Source organism: Terrisporobacter vanillatitrophus, assembly GCF_051148895.1.
Taxonomy (GTDB): Bacteria; Bacillota; Clostridia; order Peptostreptococcales; family Peptostreptococcaceae; genus Terrisporobacter; species Terrisporobacter vanillatitrophus.
The window spans coordinates 1,470,462-1,485,611 of the sequence record NZ_CP154625.1; the positions used below are offsets into that span (position 1 = coordinate 1,470,462).

12 protein-coding genes are annotated in these 15,150 nt (G+C 27.5%); 11 read left to right on the forward strand and 1 reads right to left on the reverse strand.

What is annotated here, in order from left to right; genetic code table 11:
• The first annotated feature begins 1 nt into the window (after position 1).
• On the forward strand, positions 2–3,631 hold the full coding sequence (locus TVTCOM_RS07295; protein ID WP_434799183.1) for a helicase-related protein: 3,630 nt from the start codon (positions 2–4) through the stop codon (positions 3,629–3,631).
• Complete coding sequence (gene drmB / locus TVTCOM_RS07300; RefSeq protein WP_434799184.1) at positions 3,624–5,522, forward strand: DrmB family protein; 1,899 nt, start codon at positions 3,624–3,626, stop codon at positions 5,520–5,522. Before TVTCOM_RS07295 ends, drmB begins: the two co-directional genes overlap by 8 nt.
• Positions 5,523–5,579: 57 nt before the next feature.
• On the opposite strand, the gene TVTCOM_RS07305 is transcribed toward drmB, so the two are convergent.
• The gene (locus TVTCOM_RS07305; protein ID WP_434799185.1) at positions 5,580–6,293 is read right to left on the reverse strand and encodes a PmeII family type II restriction endonuclease; all 714 of its coding nucleotides are present in this window, start codon (positions 6,291–6,293) and stop codon (positions 5,580–5,582) included.
• A gap of 214 nt (positions 6,294–6,507) precedes the next feature.
• Between TVTCOM_RS07305 and dcm the strand changes: the two genes are divergently transcribed.
• From dcm to TVTCOM_RS07350, 9 genes are all read left to right on the forward strand, one after another.
• Positions 6,508–7,911, forward strand: a complete 1,404-nt coding sequence (gene dcm, locus TVTCOM_RS07310; RefSeq protein WP_434799186.1) for a DNA (cytosine-5-)-methyltransferase — start codon at positions 6,508–6,510, stop codon at positions 7,909–7,911.
• A gap of 152 nt (positions 7,912–8,063) precedes the next feature.
• Positions 8,064–8,327, forward strand: coding sequence for a hypothetical protein (locus tag TVTCOM_RS07315; protein ID WP_434799187.1), 264 nt, complete (start codon positions 8,064–8,066; stop codon positions 8,325–8,327).
• A 369-nt stretch (positions 8,328–8,696) separates the two neighbouring features.
• Entirely contained in the window at positions 8,697–11,159 is a 2,463-nt protein-coding gene (locus TVTCOM_RS07320) for a RecQ family ATP-dependent DNA helicase (RefSeq protein ID WP_434799188.1), read from the forward strand.
• Positions 11,160–11,206: 47 nt separating this feature from the next.
• Positions 11,207–12,085: a hypothetical protein gene (locus tag TVTCOM_RS07325; protein WP_434799189.1), complete on the forward strand. Its 879-nt coding sequence runs from the start codon at positions 11,207–11,209 to the stop codon at positions 12,083–12,085.
• Entirely contained in the window at positions 12,064–12,708 is a 645-nt protein-coding gene (locus TVTCOM_RS07330) for a hypothetical protein (protein WP_434799190.1), read from the forward strand. The genes TVTCOM_RS07325 and TVTCOM_RS07330 overlap by 22 nt, the downstream gene beginning before the upstream one ends.
• A gap of 191 nt (positions 12,709–12,899) precedes the next feature.
• The gene (locus TVTCOM_RS07335; RefSeq protein ID WP_434799191.1) at positions 12,900–13,808 is read left to right on the forward strand and encodes a GIY-YIG nuclease family protein; all 909 of its coding nucleotides are present in this window, start codon (positions 12,900–12,902) and stop codon (positions 13,806–13,808) included.
• Positions 13,809–14,033: 225 nt separating this feature from the next.
• The gene (locus TVTCOM_RS07340) at positions 14,034–14,165 is read left to right on the forward strand and encodes a hypothetical protein (RefSeq protein WP_434799192.1); all 132 of its coding nucleotides are present in this window, start codon (positions 14,034–14,036) and stop codon (positions 14,163–14,165) included.
• A 10-nt stretch (positions 14,166–14,175) separates the two neighbouring features.
• Positions 14,176–14,304 (forward strand): hypothetical protein, encoded by a 129-nt coding sequence (locus TVTCOM_RS07345; protein WP_434799193.1) that lies wholly within the window; start codon positions 14,176–14,178, stop codon positions 14,302–14,304.
• Between the two features lie 245 nt (positions 14,305–14,549).
• Positions 14,550–15,095, forward strand: a complete 546-nt coding sequence (locus TVTCOM_RS07350) for a hypothetical protein (protein ID WP_434799194.1) — start codon at positions 14,550–14,552, stop codon at positions 15,093–15,095.
• The last annotated feature ends 55 nt before the right edge of the window (positions 15,096–15,150 follow it).

A 15,150-nucleotide genomic window follows, 5' to 3' on the forward strand; every position in this document is an offset into this window, starting at 1 on the left:
TATGAATTCAATCAAAAAAGAGTTTATAGAAGCCAGAAGTATGATATATGCGGAAGTAAAAAAAGAACTTTTAGGCCCTGGATCTGAAGATATAACAGGTGATATAGAGCATGAACTCATAACAGATGATCCAATATCAAGATATTCATTGGGAATATTATTTCCAAGAGAAGATATAAATAAACAGGACACAAATAGCAGCCTAGATGTAGAAACTAATGAAGATTCTAGAAATGATCAAAATGATTTTTCAGATAATAATGAAAATAAAACTTTTCATGAAAATCTAGCTAACAATACTAATTCACAATATGATGAAGATTCTGATATTGATGATAAAATAAGCATGGCAAATGAGTTAAAGCCTTCATCAATGGGAATAACGTTTTTTGCAAAAGGAGAAGTAGATGAGCTAGCAATAAGAATAAAATGTTCAAAGTACAGAAAAAGTATTCTTGAAGATTGTTGCGTTAAGTATGAGGGAGAAGACTATTTTAAAGATAATGAACTATCCAATTATATTTATAGAAATGAAGAAAATCTAAAACTAAAGGAACCACTATCTTATAAAACAATAAAAATGTATTCAAATGAAGAAAATAATTCTAGTGAATATAAGCATTTTATGAGTGTAGTTTATGCCTTATCAAGACAATGCAAAATTAATAATAAGAATAGTAAAAAAGAAGGATTTGTCAGAGAACCACTACCACTACAGGATATAATTAAAATTAAACTAAATAATAGCTATAATATTTTAGATATTGAAAATACATTTAAAACAATATGCGATGTAGAAATAAACTATAAATTACAAATATGTGTTTTTATAAGAAATTATAAAAATAATATAAGAAGTTATACAGTTGTTCTTTGTAATAATGAAGAATATAAAGGTGATTATAATCGTGATACAAAATCTATATTCCAACCAGAAATACTAATATCAACAGATGATAATCAAAATCTAATATTTGTAGAAAACAGAGATAATCATATTGTAAATGTTGAATTAGAGCTTGATGAAGAGGAAGAATCTCTAGAATTATTATATAGAAATAAAAAAAATTATGCCATAGGTCATGGTGTATCTACTATGCAGGATGTAAATCAGCATACTGGATTAGGGAAGATAAAAACTAGTTTCATTCCATATTATGAAGTTAAAGGTATAGATTTTAAGTTAGATAAAATATCTAAAGAGAACTCTGATAAAATCTTATCAATGAAAAATTTAAGTGATTATTCTTCTTTTAGCAAAGATGAGATTATGACAAATTTGAGATATATTTTAACTTTATATAATGACTGGATTGAAGATTTAAAAGTAGAATCTAAAAACTTTGACGGAGTATTAAAAAAAGCAGCCTTAAAACATATACATGAATGTGAAGTATGTTCAAGTAGAATAAATAAAGGAATAGAAATATTAGAAGAAAACAAAAATGCATTTTTAGCATTTGGATTAATGAATAGAGCACTATTTATGCAAAGAATTCAATCAAATATTGTAGAGGAATATAAAGAGAGATTTCCAGATGATGAAGTACATCCTTTTAAGGATATGAATTTCAAAGATGAAAGTTATGACAAAGGAGTATGGAGAGCGTTTCAGTTAGCTTACATATTAATGTGCTTAGAATCCATAGTAGATCCTAATTGTAGCGATAGAGATATAGTGGATTTAATATGGGTGCCAACTGGTGGAGGTAAGACAGAAGCATATCTTGGTCTTACTGCATTTACTATTTTTTTAAGAAGAATAGATAATAATAAAGATAATGGAACTACTGTAATAATGAGATATACCTTAAGACTTCTAGCAGCACAGCAATTTACTAGAGCTAGTATTTTGATTTGTGCTTGTGAGTTAATTAGAAGGCAAAATGAAAAACTTTTAGGAAAAGATAAAATAACTATAGGTATATGGATAGGTAGTGCTCAAACGCCTAACACAAAAGAGCAGGCTAAAAAGAAATATGAAGAATTAACAGATAAATATAACACTAATAAAGAAAATAGTTTTCAAGTTTTAAAGTGCCCATGGTGTGGTACGAAGCTTGAAAAAATAAAGCATAATGGTAAATATTTAGGGAAATGGGGATATCGTTTTGAAGGTAAATCACATGATATTTTCTGTACAGATCAAAAATGTCCATTTGGCAAGAAAAAAAAGTTACCAATTGAAGTAGTAGATGAGTATATTTATGAAAATCCACCAACACTATTATTTGGAACAGTAGATAAATTTGCACAAATAACTTGGAAAGGTGAATCTAGAAATTTATTTGCATTGGATACTGATAACAAGAATAAATCGCCTGAATTAATAATACAAGATGAGTTGCATCTAATATCAGGTCCTCTTGGAAGTATAGTTGGAGAATATGAAACTGCTGTAGATATGTTATGCAGTGAAAAGGGAATAAAGCCTAAAATAATAGCATCAACTGCGACAATAAGACGAGCTAAAGAACAATGCAATCAATTATATGTAAGAGATGTAAAGCAATTCCCACCTTCTGGTATAACGGAAGATGACTCATTTTTTACTAAAGAAGATAAAAGTAATCCAGGTAGATTTTATGTAGGCATTATGCCTAGTGGAAAAACATTAACTACAGCACAAGTAAGATTAATGTCAGCTCTTACAAATAGAATAAATATGCTAGATATAAAAGATGAAATAAAAAGTGAGTATTGGACATTAGTGGGATATTTTAATACTTTAAAAGAACTAGGAATGACAAGGAGTTTAATCGGCGCAGATATTCAACAAAATATTGATACAGTAGCAAAGAGATTATTATATAGAAAATATCCTAGAAAACTATATAATATAGCCGAGCTTACAAGTAGGAGAAGTTCAAATGATATTAATAACACATTGAAAAATTTGGAAATTGGGATTAATGATATAGATAAAGAAAAGAAAATATATCCAATAGATGTACTATTATCATCTAATATGATATCTGTAGGTGTGGATATATCTAGATTAAATCTAATGATGGTATTTCAACAACCTAAATTAACATCAGAATACATACAGGCAACAAGTAGGGTTGGTAGAAGACACCCAGGAATTATATTTACTTTGTATAATCCATCTAGGTCAAGAGATAGATCTCATTATGAAAATTTTTACGATTACCACCAATCATTTTATAAATATGTAGAACCTACAAGCGTTACTTCTTTTTCTGATCCTGCAGTTAAAAGAATGTTGCAATCTGTTTTTATTGCTATTGTAAGACATATAGTGGGATTAAATGATAATAAAAGTGTAATGGAATTTAATATGAGTGATGAGAATGTTATTAGACAAATTGATAAAATTGTTAATAGAGTTAGGACTCTATTAACAAGAGAAAATGAAAGTACTGAAAATATAGAACAACAGTTAAGTGAAATAAAAGATTATCTAAAACATATTAGTTTAATGTGGGAAACTAAAATAGAAAAACATGATACATTATATTATGATATGAAAGAAAAGCCTAGCCTTTTAATACCATATAATAATTCAAATTATAACAGTACAGATATTAATATATTAACTTCTATGAGAAATGTGGATAGTCAATCTACAGTAGATATTATATTATTTGAGGGGGAAGAGCATGAGTAATGTAAAAAGAGAACCAACGGGAAATAAATATAATTCATATAAAATAAGACTATCACAATTAATTACTACCTATGGACCTGGTGGAATAGTAGACTTTGCAGATCAACCACTTATGGTAGCTGATGTTAAACAGTGGACATGCTATAATCATATTCATGACGAAAGATTGGAAAGTATATTAGGAGTTGATAGTTTTAGGCTATATAAAGATGATTCAGAAAATAATAATAAGGGAGTTCCATTTGTAAGATTTCCCAAATGGTATTATTGTCCTAATTGCAAAACTTTTAAAACTTTGGATGAGTGGCAAAAGGATTATAAAAAATTACCTAAAAAAGGTGATGATTTTATGAGAATACCTAAATGTAGTAACCCTAAATGTGGAAATGTAAATTTAGTTGCACCATCCATATTAGTTGCATGTGAAAAAGGACATATAGATGATTTTCCTTGGATAGAATGGACTCATATGCACGAAGGGAAAAAATGTAATAAACCAGAACTAGAGGTAGTATCAGGTTCTAGTAGTTTAGGGTTAGAATCTTTTATAGTAAAGTGTAAATGCGGGGCTAAAAACTCATTGGAGGATGCTTTCAATCAAGATGTATTTGAAAAATCTTATAAAATAAGAGATAGTTATAGAGAAGTATTTAAATGTAAGGGAAAATTACAGTGGAAAGGTCTAGATAAAGAAGACTGTGATTTATATCCAAAGTCTGTCCTTAGGAATGCATCGAATATATACTTTCCAAAGATAGAAACCTCTATAGTTATTCCACCTTATTCAAATGAACTAAATACATTAATAGAAAATAGTGATGAATATAAAGCATTATTAAGTAATAAAGAAAAGAAAGAAAAAAAAGAAAGATTAGAACAATTTATAGAGGAAGATTTAGAAGACTATATAAAGTCTATTGCAAATGAAATAAATAAAACAAATAATATAGATTTAGTAGATTCAATAGTAAGAAGAAAAATTTGTAAAGATAATAATAAAATTACTAGAGATAGAAATTCATATAGATTGGAAGAATATAATGCACTTACAGGGAAAATAGAACCTGAATCTTTTAACACCAAAGATTTTAAAATAGAAAAAATAGCAGGTGTTAATTATAATATTAAAGAAATTGCTAGTGTAACTTTAGTAAAAAGACTTAGAGAAGTAAGAGCATTAGTAGGTTTTACAAGGCTGAGTCCACCGGATAATTATATAATGGGAAATGAAATACTTAATCAAAGTAATAATATTATTAATGTAAGACCAAAAGATGAAAAATGGTATCCAGCTTATGAAGTTAGAGGAGAAGGAATATTTATAGAGGTAGATTCAGTAGCTATCGATAAGTGGCTTGAAAATAATAAAGAAGCACTAGATAGAGCAAGTAAGCTGAATAAAAACTATAACAAAGAAAAAAGAGATGAAACCAAAAGAGAAATATCTCCTAAATTTATAATGTTACATACGCTAGCTCATTTACTGATTAAAGAATTAAGTTTTGAGTGTGGGTATTCAATAACTTCATTAAGAGAAAGATTATACTGCGATATGCCTGGAGAAAAAGATATAATGAATGGTATACTTATATACACTGCTGATAGCGATTCTGAGGGTAGCCTTGGAGGACTGGTTAAACAAGGAAGAACAGATATTTTACCTAAAATATTTATAAATGCTATAAAAAGGGCTAAGTGGTGTTCTTATGACCCAGTATGTATTAATAGTAAGGGACAAGGAAGGAAAAGTCAAAATTTAGCAGCTTGTCATAGCTGTACATTATTACCAGAAACTAGCTGTGAGGAGTTTAATGTTTTACTTGATAGAGCATTAATTATAGGGGATTTAAATAGTGATAGCAATTTAGGTTTTTTAAATTCGTATATATGATTAAGATATTTATGCTAAAAAACTGTAGCCAGATTTATATAATCTAGCTACAGTTTTTTAGTGGTTACATAATGACGGGTCATTTTTAATTTCTTCAGTTAACTTTTTAATAGTATCATCTAATAAAGCAGTACAATCTTCATCTAGTGCAGATTCTGCGATAGTATCAATTAAATCATAATAGAAATTTTCATCACCAGTAAGTCTATACCAAAAATCCTGACCAACAATTACTGGATATTCTTCATCAATCTTCTTATAATGAGCATTAAGTTCATTTTTTGCTCCATAAAATACTCCAACAATCAAATCATCATAATTAAGAGACAATCCATTGGTTCTAGCAAGTCTTTTTACAGCACCAAAATGATCAACTATAGTCTTAACATCATCCTTATTTATAGTGTTAGGTCCAGCTTTAATTTGGCAATATTTTTTGCGACCGTCAGTATAATCTATGAATTCTATATCAATACCTGAAGTTGTAGAAGAAAAACCTTCTAAAGTTGAGGTGCAGAATTTTTGTAGATTAGTACCAAAGGAAGTATTTATTGAAGTACCTAAAACCCTTGGATATACTAGTGCTTTAGCTATATCTTCTGGATTACTTGAACCACTCATAAAATTGGATAAATACTTAATTAAAAAAGGATTAATATTAAATGATTTAAGTTTTAGTTTTTCAGTATTTTTTTTATGATTAGCAACTAAAGTATTCGTAAAAAAATCTTTTGCTTTGTCTAAAATTTCTTGTTTTTCTTGCTCAGTCATAAAATCCCCCTCTCTGTATATTAATTTTATTATACAACACATATTATTATAATAAAGCTTTTGTATCAAATTTATATACATACAGTTAAAAATATAATAAAGTTTAATAATTTATTATTATTTACACTTTTATAGTTATTGTGATAATATATAAATATAAAAGTTAATGTATTTTCTTAACTTTTTTGGGGTATTTTAATATGGAGGTGAATTTATGAAAAAAATAAGTATTGATAAGAACAAATTAAAGAAAATAATGTACGAAAAGAATATAAAAAGTCAAACAGAACTAGCATTAAACATGGGAATAACTAAAAATCAATTATCAGTAATCTTATCAGATAAATTTACTCCTATAAAAAGTAATGTAGAAAAAATGTGTGAAATATTAGATATAGGATTTGATGAAATTATGACAATTGAAGATATAGAAGAAGAACAAATAAAATTTATAGATTTTTATAAAGCAAAAGAAACTATTCATGTAGTGGAAGAAGTTTGGGAAGAAAATGAAAATTATATTCTAAATAACTGCGAAAAACATATAGATATTAAAAATGTTGTAGCCAATAGACAATATACATGTGTGGAGTTATTTGCAGGTGCAGGAGGGTTAGCTCTTGGACTTGAAGAAGCAGGATTTGAAGATGTAGGCCTAATTGAGTGGGACAAGTATGCTTGTGATACTTTAAGACTCAATAGACCAGATTGGAATGTAATTCAAGGTGATGTAGTTGAAATTGCTGAAAATGGAATAAGAAATTATATAGATAAGGATGTAGAAGTTGATTTATTGTCTGGAGGATATCCATGCCAAGCCTTTAGTTATGCAGGTAAGAAGCTAGGACTAGAGGATGTTAGAGGAACTATGTTCTATTACTATGCAAAAATTCTTGAGGATCTAAAGCCAAAGGTATTTCTTGCTGAAAATGTAAGAGGTCTTGTATCTCACGATAATGGAAAAACACTTCAAACTATGATAGATGTATTTACAGATATGGGTTACAATGTAAGATACGAAATTTTAAAAGCTATAAACTATGACGTAGCTCAAAAGAGAGAGAGAGTTATAATAATAGGAACAAGAAAAGATTTATCAGAAGAAATAGATTTTAAATTCCCAAAACCTTTTGATCATATTCCAACTTTAAGAGATGCTCTTAAGGATGTTCCACAGTCAGAAGGTGCAAAATATCCAGATAAAAAGAAACAAGTATTAGACTTAGTTCCTCCAGGAGGGTGCTGGATAGACTTACCTGAAGAAATAGCAAAAGATTATATGGGTAAAAGTTATTATAGTGGTGGAGGTAAGAGAGGTATGGCGAGAAGAATAAGCTGGGATGAACCATGCTTAACTGTAACTTGTAGCCCTGCTCAAAAACAAACTGAAAGATGCCATCCAGATGAAACTAGGCCTTTTACAACGAGAGAATATGCTAGAATTCAAAGCTTCCCTGATGAGTGGATGTTCTCAGGGTCAATGAGTCAAGTTTATAAACAAATAGGTAATGCAGTTCCTGTAAAATTAGGAAAAGCTGTAGGGCTATCTATTGTTGATTATTTAAATAAAGTTGAGGAATTTGAGGAGAGTATAGTATTAGATCAAGAGATTATTTAATAATTAAAGATGTATTAGAAAAATAGAGTAAAAGTTAGTCAGTAAATAGACTAGCTTTTATTTTTTACAAGTTGGAAATAAATCTATTAAAAAATACGAAATAATTAATTTAATTAAGTTACAAGATAAAAAATAAAAGGAAGTGTACAGATTTGAAAATAATAAGATTTAATATAAATGTTGGTGGTGGATTAGTTAATCATATAGTAATTAAAGAGAATAAAGTTTATAGATTTGTTGAAGATGGGCTAATGATCTATAAATATAACGGAGAAGATATTGATGTTTTGATAGATTTGATTTTGGAACAAGAGTATGATGATAATTTTATTGTAACATCAGAATATAGCATAAATACTTTTAAAGGTATAGATGAAAATAATATAAATGATTTTATAGATAAATATGATTTGTAAAATCAAAACAAAGTTAGCAAGTCACTGTAATGCCTTGACTTGCTAAGAGTACAAGGTAAAAAATTAAATGTGTAGAAAAAGGGATATAATTTAAACCAATGGTAAATTATTCACTGTAAAAAATGTTGATGGGGAGCAAATTACAGTAACTTATAGGTATAAAGACACGGTATAGATAGAGAGATTAGTTGAATATAGAAATAAAAGCTAGTATATCTAGCTTTTATTTTTTTGCGAATATTATTAAGTATATAAATAGTTACTATAACTAAAATCATGATAAAAATATATGTAAAAGCAGTTTAGATAATTTTTTATGATACTATATAAATATAGAAAAATGTATTTAAAGAGGAAATAGGGGGAAATATGGAGAAATATACAGCTGCCTATTCATATACAAATTATAACTTTGTTATACAAAATATAGAAGGCAAAGACAACATAAATAACAAATTTTATCCATTAATATGTGTATTAAAAAATATACTTCAAAGAGGATGTCCAACAAGAATGTCCAGTTATTTAACTGAGAAATTAGGCGATATTGATTTAAATAAAGTGAAGTATTTTGGTCTTATAGATGATGAAACACCAAGATGGATAAATACTATAAAAGGTGACTCTGAAAATTATAACTATCCAGCAAAGGTATTTTTTGAAGAATTAATTCCTATATACTTTGGAGAGTATGCTTTTGTTCAAAAGTTAATAAAACCAGAAGTTGAGATTAAGGATATAGTTGAAAAAGAAGATCCAGAATTTATTTATCAAAAGGTAGATTTTTATTTACATAGATGTAAGTTGGTTATAGAAATTGATGGATACCATCATGAGGAACATATACAAAAATACCAAGATATGCAAAGGGACAATTATTTAGCAGAGCAAGGAATTAAAACTATTAGAATAAAAACAAAAGATATTTACGATAAGAACAAACATTTTAATGAAAAAATCCATGAAATATTAAATCATATTAGTAAATATGAAAGCGTTTTAATGATTTATAAGAATGTAAGAAATATAGATGATTATGATGAAAATGAGATGAAACCATTAAAAGCATGTGCAATTATAAGAATTCAGTTGGCTTTATTATCTCTTCTTCAAAAAGGGAAAATTAATTTAGATGATAAAGAGTGGAAAATTAATATTTTGCAGAGAGATATATATGGATTCATTGAATTAGCTATAGAAGATTTATTTGTATGGTTTAAAAATTTATGTATTTTAAATAATATAGAGTTTAAAAGACCTAAGCTTAATCTTATAGAGAGTAGAAGAGTTGAAGATTTTGTATACTATCAAGATTATATAAATATAGATTTTAGTATTAACAAAAGATATACTGATGAAAATGAAATAAACAAAAAAGTAATATATATAAGAGGGGATTATTTTGATAGGATAAACTATTTTAAAGTTAGTGCAACAGATTCTATTTGTTATGAAGTTGATAAAGAAAATAGAAAATGTGTAGAAGCTCTAGAGTTTTTACTAAAAAGTATATTTGGATACGATAAATTTAGAGATGGTCAGTTACCAATCATAATTAATTCATTGCAAGGAGAGGATACAGTCGGCATTTTACCAACAGGTTCGGGGAAATCTATTTGTTATCAATTAGTAGCTTTATTACAACCATGTATAAGTTTTGTCGTTTGTCCTATAAAATCTCTTATATATGATCAAGAGGAAAATTTAAAAAAAGTTTATATAAGTAATGTGGCTAGTATTACAGGAGATAAGGATGGAGAAGAAAAAGCAGAGATAATAAACTCTTTTTCAAATGAAAAGTATCAATTTATATTTATATCACCAGAAAGATTCCAAAGTAAAGTATTTAGGCAATCGTTGGAGGATTTGAATCTGTATAGTACTGTAGGATTAGCGGTTATAGATGAAGTACATTGTTTGTCAGAATGGGGACATGATTTTAGAACTTCATATTTAAATTTAGTAAGAACTATTAGAAATTATACTCCATCAGCAAGGTTGTTAGGACTAACAGCTACAGCATCAAACTTTGTATTAAATGATATAAAAAAAGAATTTGAAATAGATAGTTATAATATTAAAACTTTAACTTCTTTTACAAGAGAAGAGTTGGATTTTAAAGTAATAAGATGTAATGAAATAGATAAAGAAAAGAAAAAGATTCTTTTTGATACATTAAAAGAGTTGAATGATAAAAATAATATATTTGATTTAAACGGTGAAAAAACAAACGCAGGAATTATATTTACACCCAATGTAAATGGAAAACGAGGATGTTATCAAATATCTCAAGAAATTAATAATAAATTTAGAGTTAATTCCAACTACTATTCTGGTAAATCACCTGAAAAATATCGCAAACCTATAATGGATACTAAAGCTTATACTAAACATAAAAATACAGTGCAAGAAGATTTTAAGAATAACAAAATACCATTATTAGTAGCAACAAAGGCTTTTGGTATGGGAATAGATAAACAAAACGTAAGATATACTATTCACTTTGGTATCCCTATGTCTTTGGAATCTTTATACCAAGAAGCAGGAAGAGCTGGTAGAGATAAAAATAAAGCTGATTGTTTTGTTTTGTATGAATCGGAAATTGTAGATGAAAATATCATCGACAAATTCTTTAGCTTAGATACTCCTGTAGAAGAATTAAGATATATACAGCAAGATTTATCTTATGATGAGCAAAAGGATGTCCTGAATAATTTTTTCTTGTGGTTAAGTAATAATAAGGGAATTGAACATGAGTTTAATGTAATTAAGTCTGTATATGATAATTATGCATTTCCTGGTGTTACAAAAAAAGTTCATGTAAAAAACTAGGATTTAATTTATCAGATGTACAAAAGGCTATTTACAGATTAAGTGTAATGGGAGTAGTATATGACTGGACTGTAGAAAAATGGGACAGTAATAAAGGAATACTTGAAGTATTATTTGATGATTTTGATATAGATAAGATAAAAAAAGCTATAGAGGATTATATACATAAATATAACAAGGAATTTGACTATACAAGCTTATATTCTACAAATAGTTTTAAGCATAACAAAACGAATTTACAAATGAAACAAGTTCTAGAAGATGAAAATTTTGATGAAATAGAAAGACAAGTTAGAGCATTATTAATTTGGGTTTATGATAATATTGTTTATACAAGAAGACAATCTATAAAAAATATATCTGATACATGTAGAAATTTTACAGATGGAGAGTCTTTTAAAAAGGTAATTGAAAATCATTTTAAATTTGACGATGATACATACTTATTAGACTATATTGCAGAGAATCCTACAGAATATCATAACTGGTTTGATATATTAACACCTAAAAAAGAGACTCAAAGTAAAATTCACATAGAAAATATAAAAGGAACTCTAGGAAGATTTTTAGAAAGTTATAGATATAATACGGGACTAAACTTTATAAGTGGAATTACTAGATTGATATGTGATGAATTTACTAATGTAGATGGGAAACAAAGGTTTGAATCAGCTTTTAATCAGATTTGTGAATATGATGATTACAGCAGAAATGAAATTTTAGATTTTTGTTTAAAAATAGGTGATAGCTTAACTAAAGAAAACAAAATGCATTTAAGTAAAATATTATGTGATAATTATAAAGATAAACTAAAGATACACGAAGCTTTAGAAGATAATCATAGCTTAAAACTAATGATTGAAGAAAATAACGAAAGATTAAAGAACATATTGGGGAGGATACAATGTCAGAAGCTAGAAAATTAGTAGAAGTGATAGATCAACTAGAAAAACAAAGTGAAGAACTTAACTCTGCAATAGATTTATATACACAAATAGATAATCTTTATGCAAAAGTAAGCAATACAAGCTTAAAATATGAAAAGGTATTTGATGATATGGACAAAGCTAAATCATATCTAAAAGATGCTAGCAAAAATATAAAAAATAATTTAGAAAATACAAATCATGAAGAAAAACTAGAAAATATAAGATTACATATTGATAAATTAAATAGTAATACAATTAACTTGTCCAATGATATTATTAATATCGTTGCTAGCTTAAGAGAGTTAAATGAGAATGATAAATTATTTAAAGAAGATATCAGAAATACAAATAATAATATTGATGAATTATATAAAGTAGTATCAAGTTTGAAAAATCAGATAGAAATAAATAAAAGTGATTACAACGATAAGTTAGATAAATCTTTAAATAATTTAAAAGAGGAAATTTTATCAAATCAAGATACAAACAAGGATGAAATCATAGAAAATTTGAATAAGAGGATGAACTCAATGGAGGAAGCCTACAATAAGAATTTAAAAAATATTTATATTGGCTTAGGAGTTGTGTTGATAATTTCTATCATTAATATTTTTATATAAATAGCTTAAAGAGTTAATGGATTAATTAGGAAAGCGATTTAATAAATATTGTTGTAAGGTATAGCAACTGAGCCACTGCGTGTCTCAGAATTTCCCCCGGGGGTGCAGTTCTTGACGTTTATGTCAAGAACTTGCTAACAGTTTATGTCAAGAACTTGCTATATTTACAATAATACAAAGGAGGATAGAGTATGATAGAAGAAAACATTGTTTGTGTAAAGAATGAGTGGAGTTTTTGTCAAGAAAATTCAAGTATGATACTTGCTGAAGGAATTGAATTATTAAGAAATTCAACAAAGTATAGTATAAAGTCAGATTTTCCATCTTATTCTGGTAATTACTTAATATCTTCAGCAGATGCACCTTATTATATCGGAGAAGCACAAAATATTAAGAAAAGAATAAAACAACAATTTAGAAAGAGTAGTTCGACTTTTTATAAAAATTATCTAAGAAAGCACAAAACCAAAGAGATAAATGAAAGATTAGATATTAACAATTTTGATGTTCAAATAATTAAAACACTAATAGGAACAAAGGAAATTGAGGAATTCGGTATAGTTAACTTAGAGACGAAGCTAAATAAATTTCAGTTAGGAAAAAGAACATTGTATGATGGAAGAATAGATGAGGGGAATTGGAATTGGATTCAAAGTAATTTTGAAAGTGTACTTCTGCAAGGAGAAAAACAATTTTTAAAGAACAAGCCTTATAGATGGTATGATGCTCAAGTTCAAATTGGTCCTGGTATTTATTATGTTGAAAGTGAAAGTCATGGGTTAATTTATATAGGAGAAAGCTCAAGTGTTCTTGATAGGTATAAGACACATAGTAGTGATACAAGATTTTCGGCTTTAAGAAGACATATAGCAACAGAAATATTAGGGTTTGAGTTAAAGACTAAAAAAGAGTTGGGATTAAATACACAAGCAAAAAAAGATAAAAAAATGTACTTAGCACCAGATGAAGACTTAAAAGTTAATAAATTTTTAGAAAATTGTTCTATAAGGACTGAAATTATAAATTTTGGTAGATATGAATTAGAGAATCACTTAATACAAAAATTGAAACCTATGTTAAATATTAAAGGAAATAAGTAAGGTATAGATTATTTATAAATTGTTAAGTAACATTCAAACTAATAAATCCAAATGTATAAATAAAAGAGATTGTTGTTATAAACAAATTTTGAATATAAGCAGATATTTTTTAGTTACACTTATTTAATTGAGCCAGATAAAAGGGCTCTTTTTTTATAATTATTTAGTGTGGAAATTACTGAAAACGTGGAAAACGTGGACAATATATTAGAGGGAGGTATATAGATGAAAGATATAATGACAGTACCAGAAGTTGCAAAGTTCTTATTGTTAGCAACTGAGCCACTGCGTGTCTCAGAATTTCCCCCGGGGGTGCAGTTCTTGACGTTATGTCAAGAACTTGCTACCAGTGTATAATAAAATGATTATGGGAGATAGGAATAGAAGGATTGTTGGGGAGTATAATGGCAAAAATATAGATAGATTGAGAGTGAGATATGATTTGAGTAGGGAGCAGGTGAAGTATGTGCTGAGAAAAGAAGGGGTAATAGGTTAGGTTTGTAATGAAAAGGCTTAGATCTTGTAATGTAAGGTCTAAGTCTTTTGGATATATGGTGGTGAAGTGTATCTATGAAGCCTCAAAATTAAAAGAATTTTATAATACAAGCTAATGATATTAAAAGACTATTTGCTTGTGCTATAATTATTTTAGTAAGTTATTGGAAAATATAGCTGAATAAGTATAAACTTAAAAATAATGAAATGGACAAATTAGAATTTGTGTAGGAGTATTAATATATTATGGACAATAAAGAATACTTGAAGTGGATTATGCCTTCAATAAAAAATAGAACTGTATCGACGGATAATCTAAATGGAAAATTCAACTTTAGAATTGAAAAGGCTAAAGAACAACATAAGTTGCCTGTAGTTGAGAGAGAAGACATTATAAAATATGTTAATGACTTCTTATATTCTATAGGTATGGAAAAATCTGTTGACCCAGTTATTAAACCAAAGAAAACAGAAAAGCGAAGAATAGACTATTCAAAAATAAATAAAGAAAATAAAGAAGACATTGTTTGGATAAAATTTACAAATGACAACTATATAAGTGTTATCGGAACAGGTTGTGATATATCTTTTACTGATTATGCTAAAAACAATACTACGGCAGGTCTTATCATTCAGTCTTTAGATCTAGAATGGGATGATAGCGAGGTATTAATTTTTTCATTGAATAATATTCAAGATGGATTAAATAGATCAGATATAGAAAGTGGTATAGGAAATTATTTGATATCTCAAGGAGTCCCGATTCTAGATTTTTATTCTCATAACTATTGAATTAAATCGTCCTTGTAAATTCAAATTTATAGAGCAGATTTGGTGAACAGTGGTT

Bases quoted from the DNA above. Each gene is read 5' to 3' on its own strand.
- TVTCOM_RS07295 (WP_434799183.1), top strand. From the start codon at position 2: ATGAATTCAATCAAAAAAGAGTTTATAGAAGCCAGAAGTATGATATAT.
- drmB (WP_434799184.1), top strand. From the start codon at position 3,624: ATGAGTAATGTAAAAAGAGAACCAACGGGAAATAAATATAATTCATAT.
- TVTCOM_RS07305 (WP_434799185.1), bottom strand. From the start codon at position 6,293: ATGACTGAGCAAGAAAAACAAGAAATTTTAGACAAAGCAAAAGATTTT.
- dcm (WP_434799186.1), top strand. From the start codon at position 6,508: ATGAAAAAAATAAGTATTGATAAGAACAAATTAAAGAAAATAATGTAC.
- TVTCOM_RS07320 (WP_434799188.1), top strand. From the start codon at position 8,697: ATGGAGAAATATACAGCTGCCTATTCATATACAAATTATAACTTTGTT.
- TVTCOM_RS07325 (WP_434799189.1), top strand. From the start codon at position 11,207: ATGGGAGTAGTATATGACTGGACTGTAGAAAAATGGGACAGTAATAAA.
- TVTCOM_RS07330 (WP_434799190.1), top strand. From the start codon at position 12,064: ATGTCAGAAGCTAGAAAATTAGTAGAAGTGATAGATCAACTAGAAAAA.
- TVTCOM_RS07335 (WP_434799191.1), top strand. From the start codon at position 12,900: ATGATAGAAGAAAACATTGTTTGTGTAAAGAATGAGTGGAGTTTTTGT.
- TVTCOM_RS07340 (WP_434799192.1), top strand. From the start codon at position 14,034: ATGAAAGATATAATGACAGTACCAGAAGTTGCAAAGTTCTTATTGTTA.
- TVTCOM_RS07345 (WP_434799193.1), top strand. From the start codon at position 14,176: ATGGGAGATAGGAATAGAAGGATTGTTGGGGAGTATAATGGCAAAAAT.
- TVTCOM_RS07350 (WP_434799194.1), top strand. From the start codon at position 14,550: ATGGACAATAAAGAATACTTGAAGTGGATTATGCCTTCAATAAAAAAT.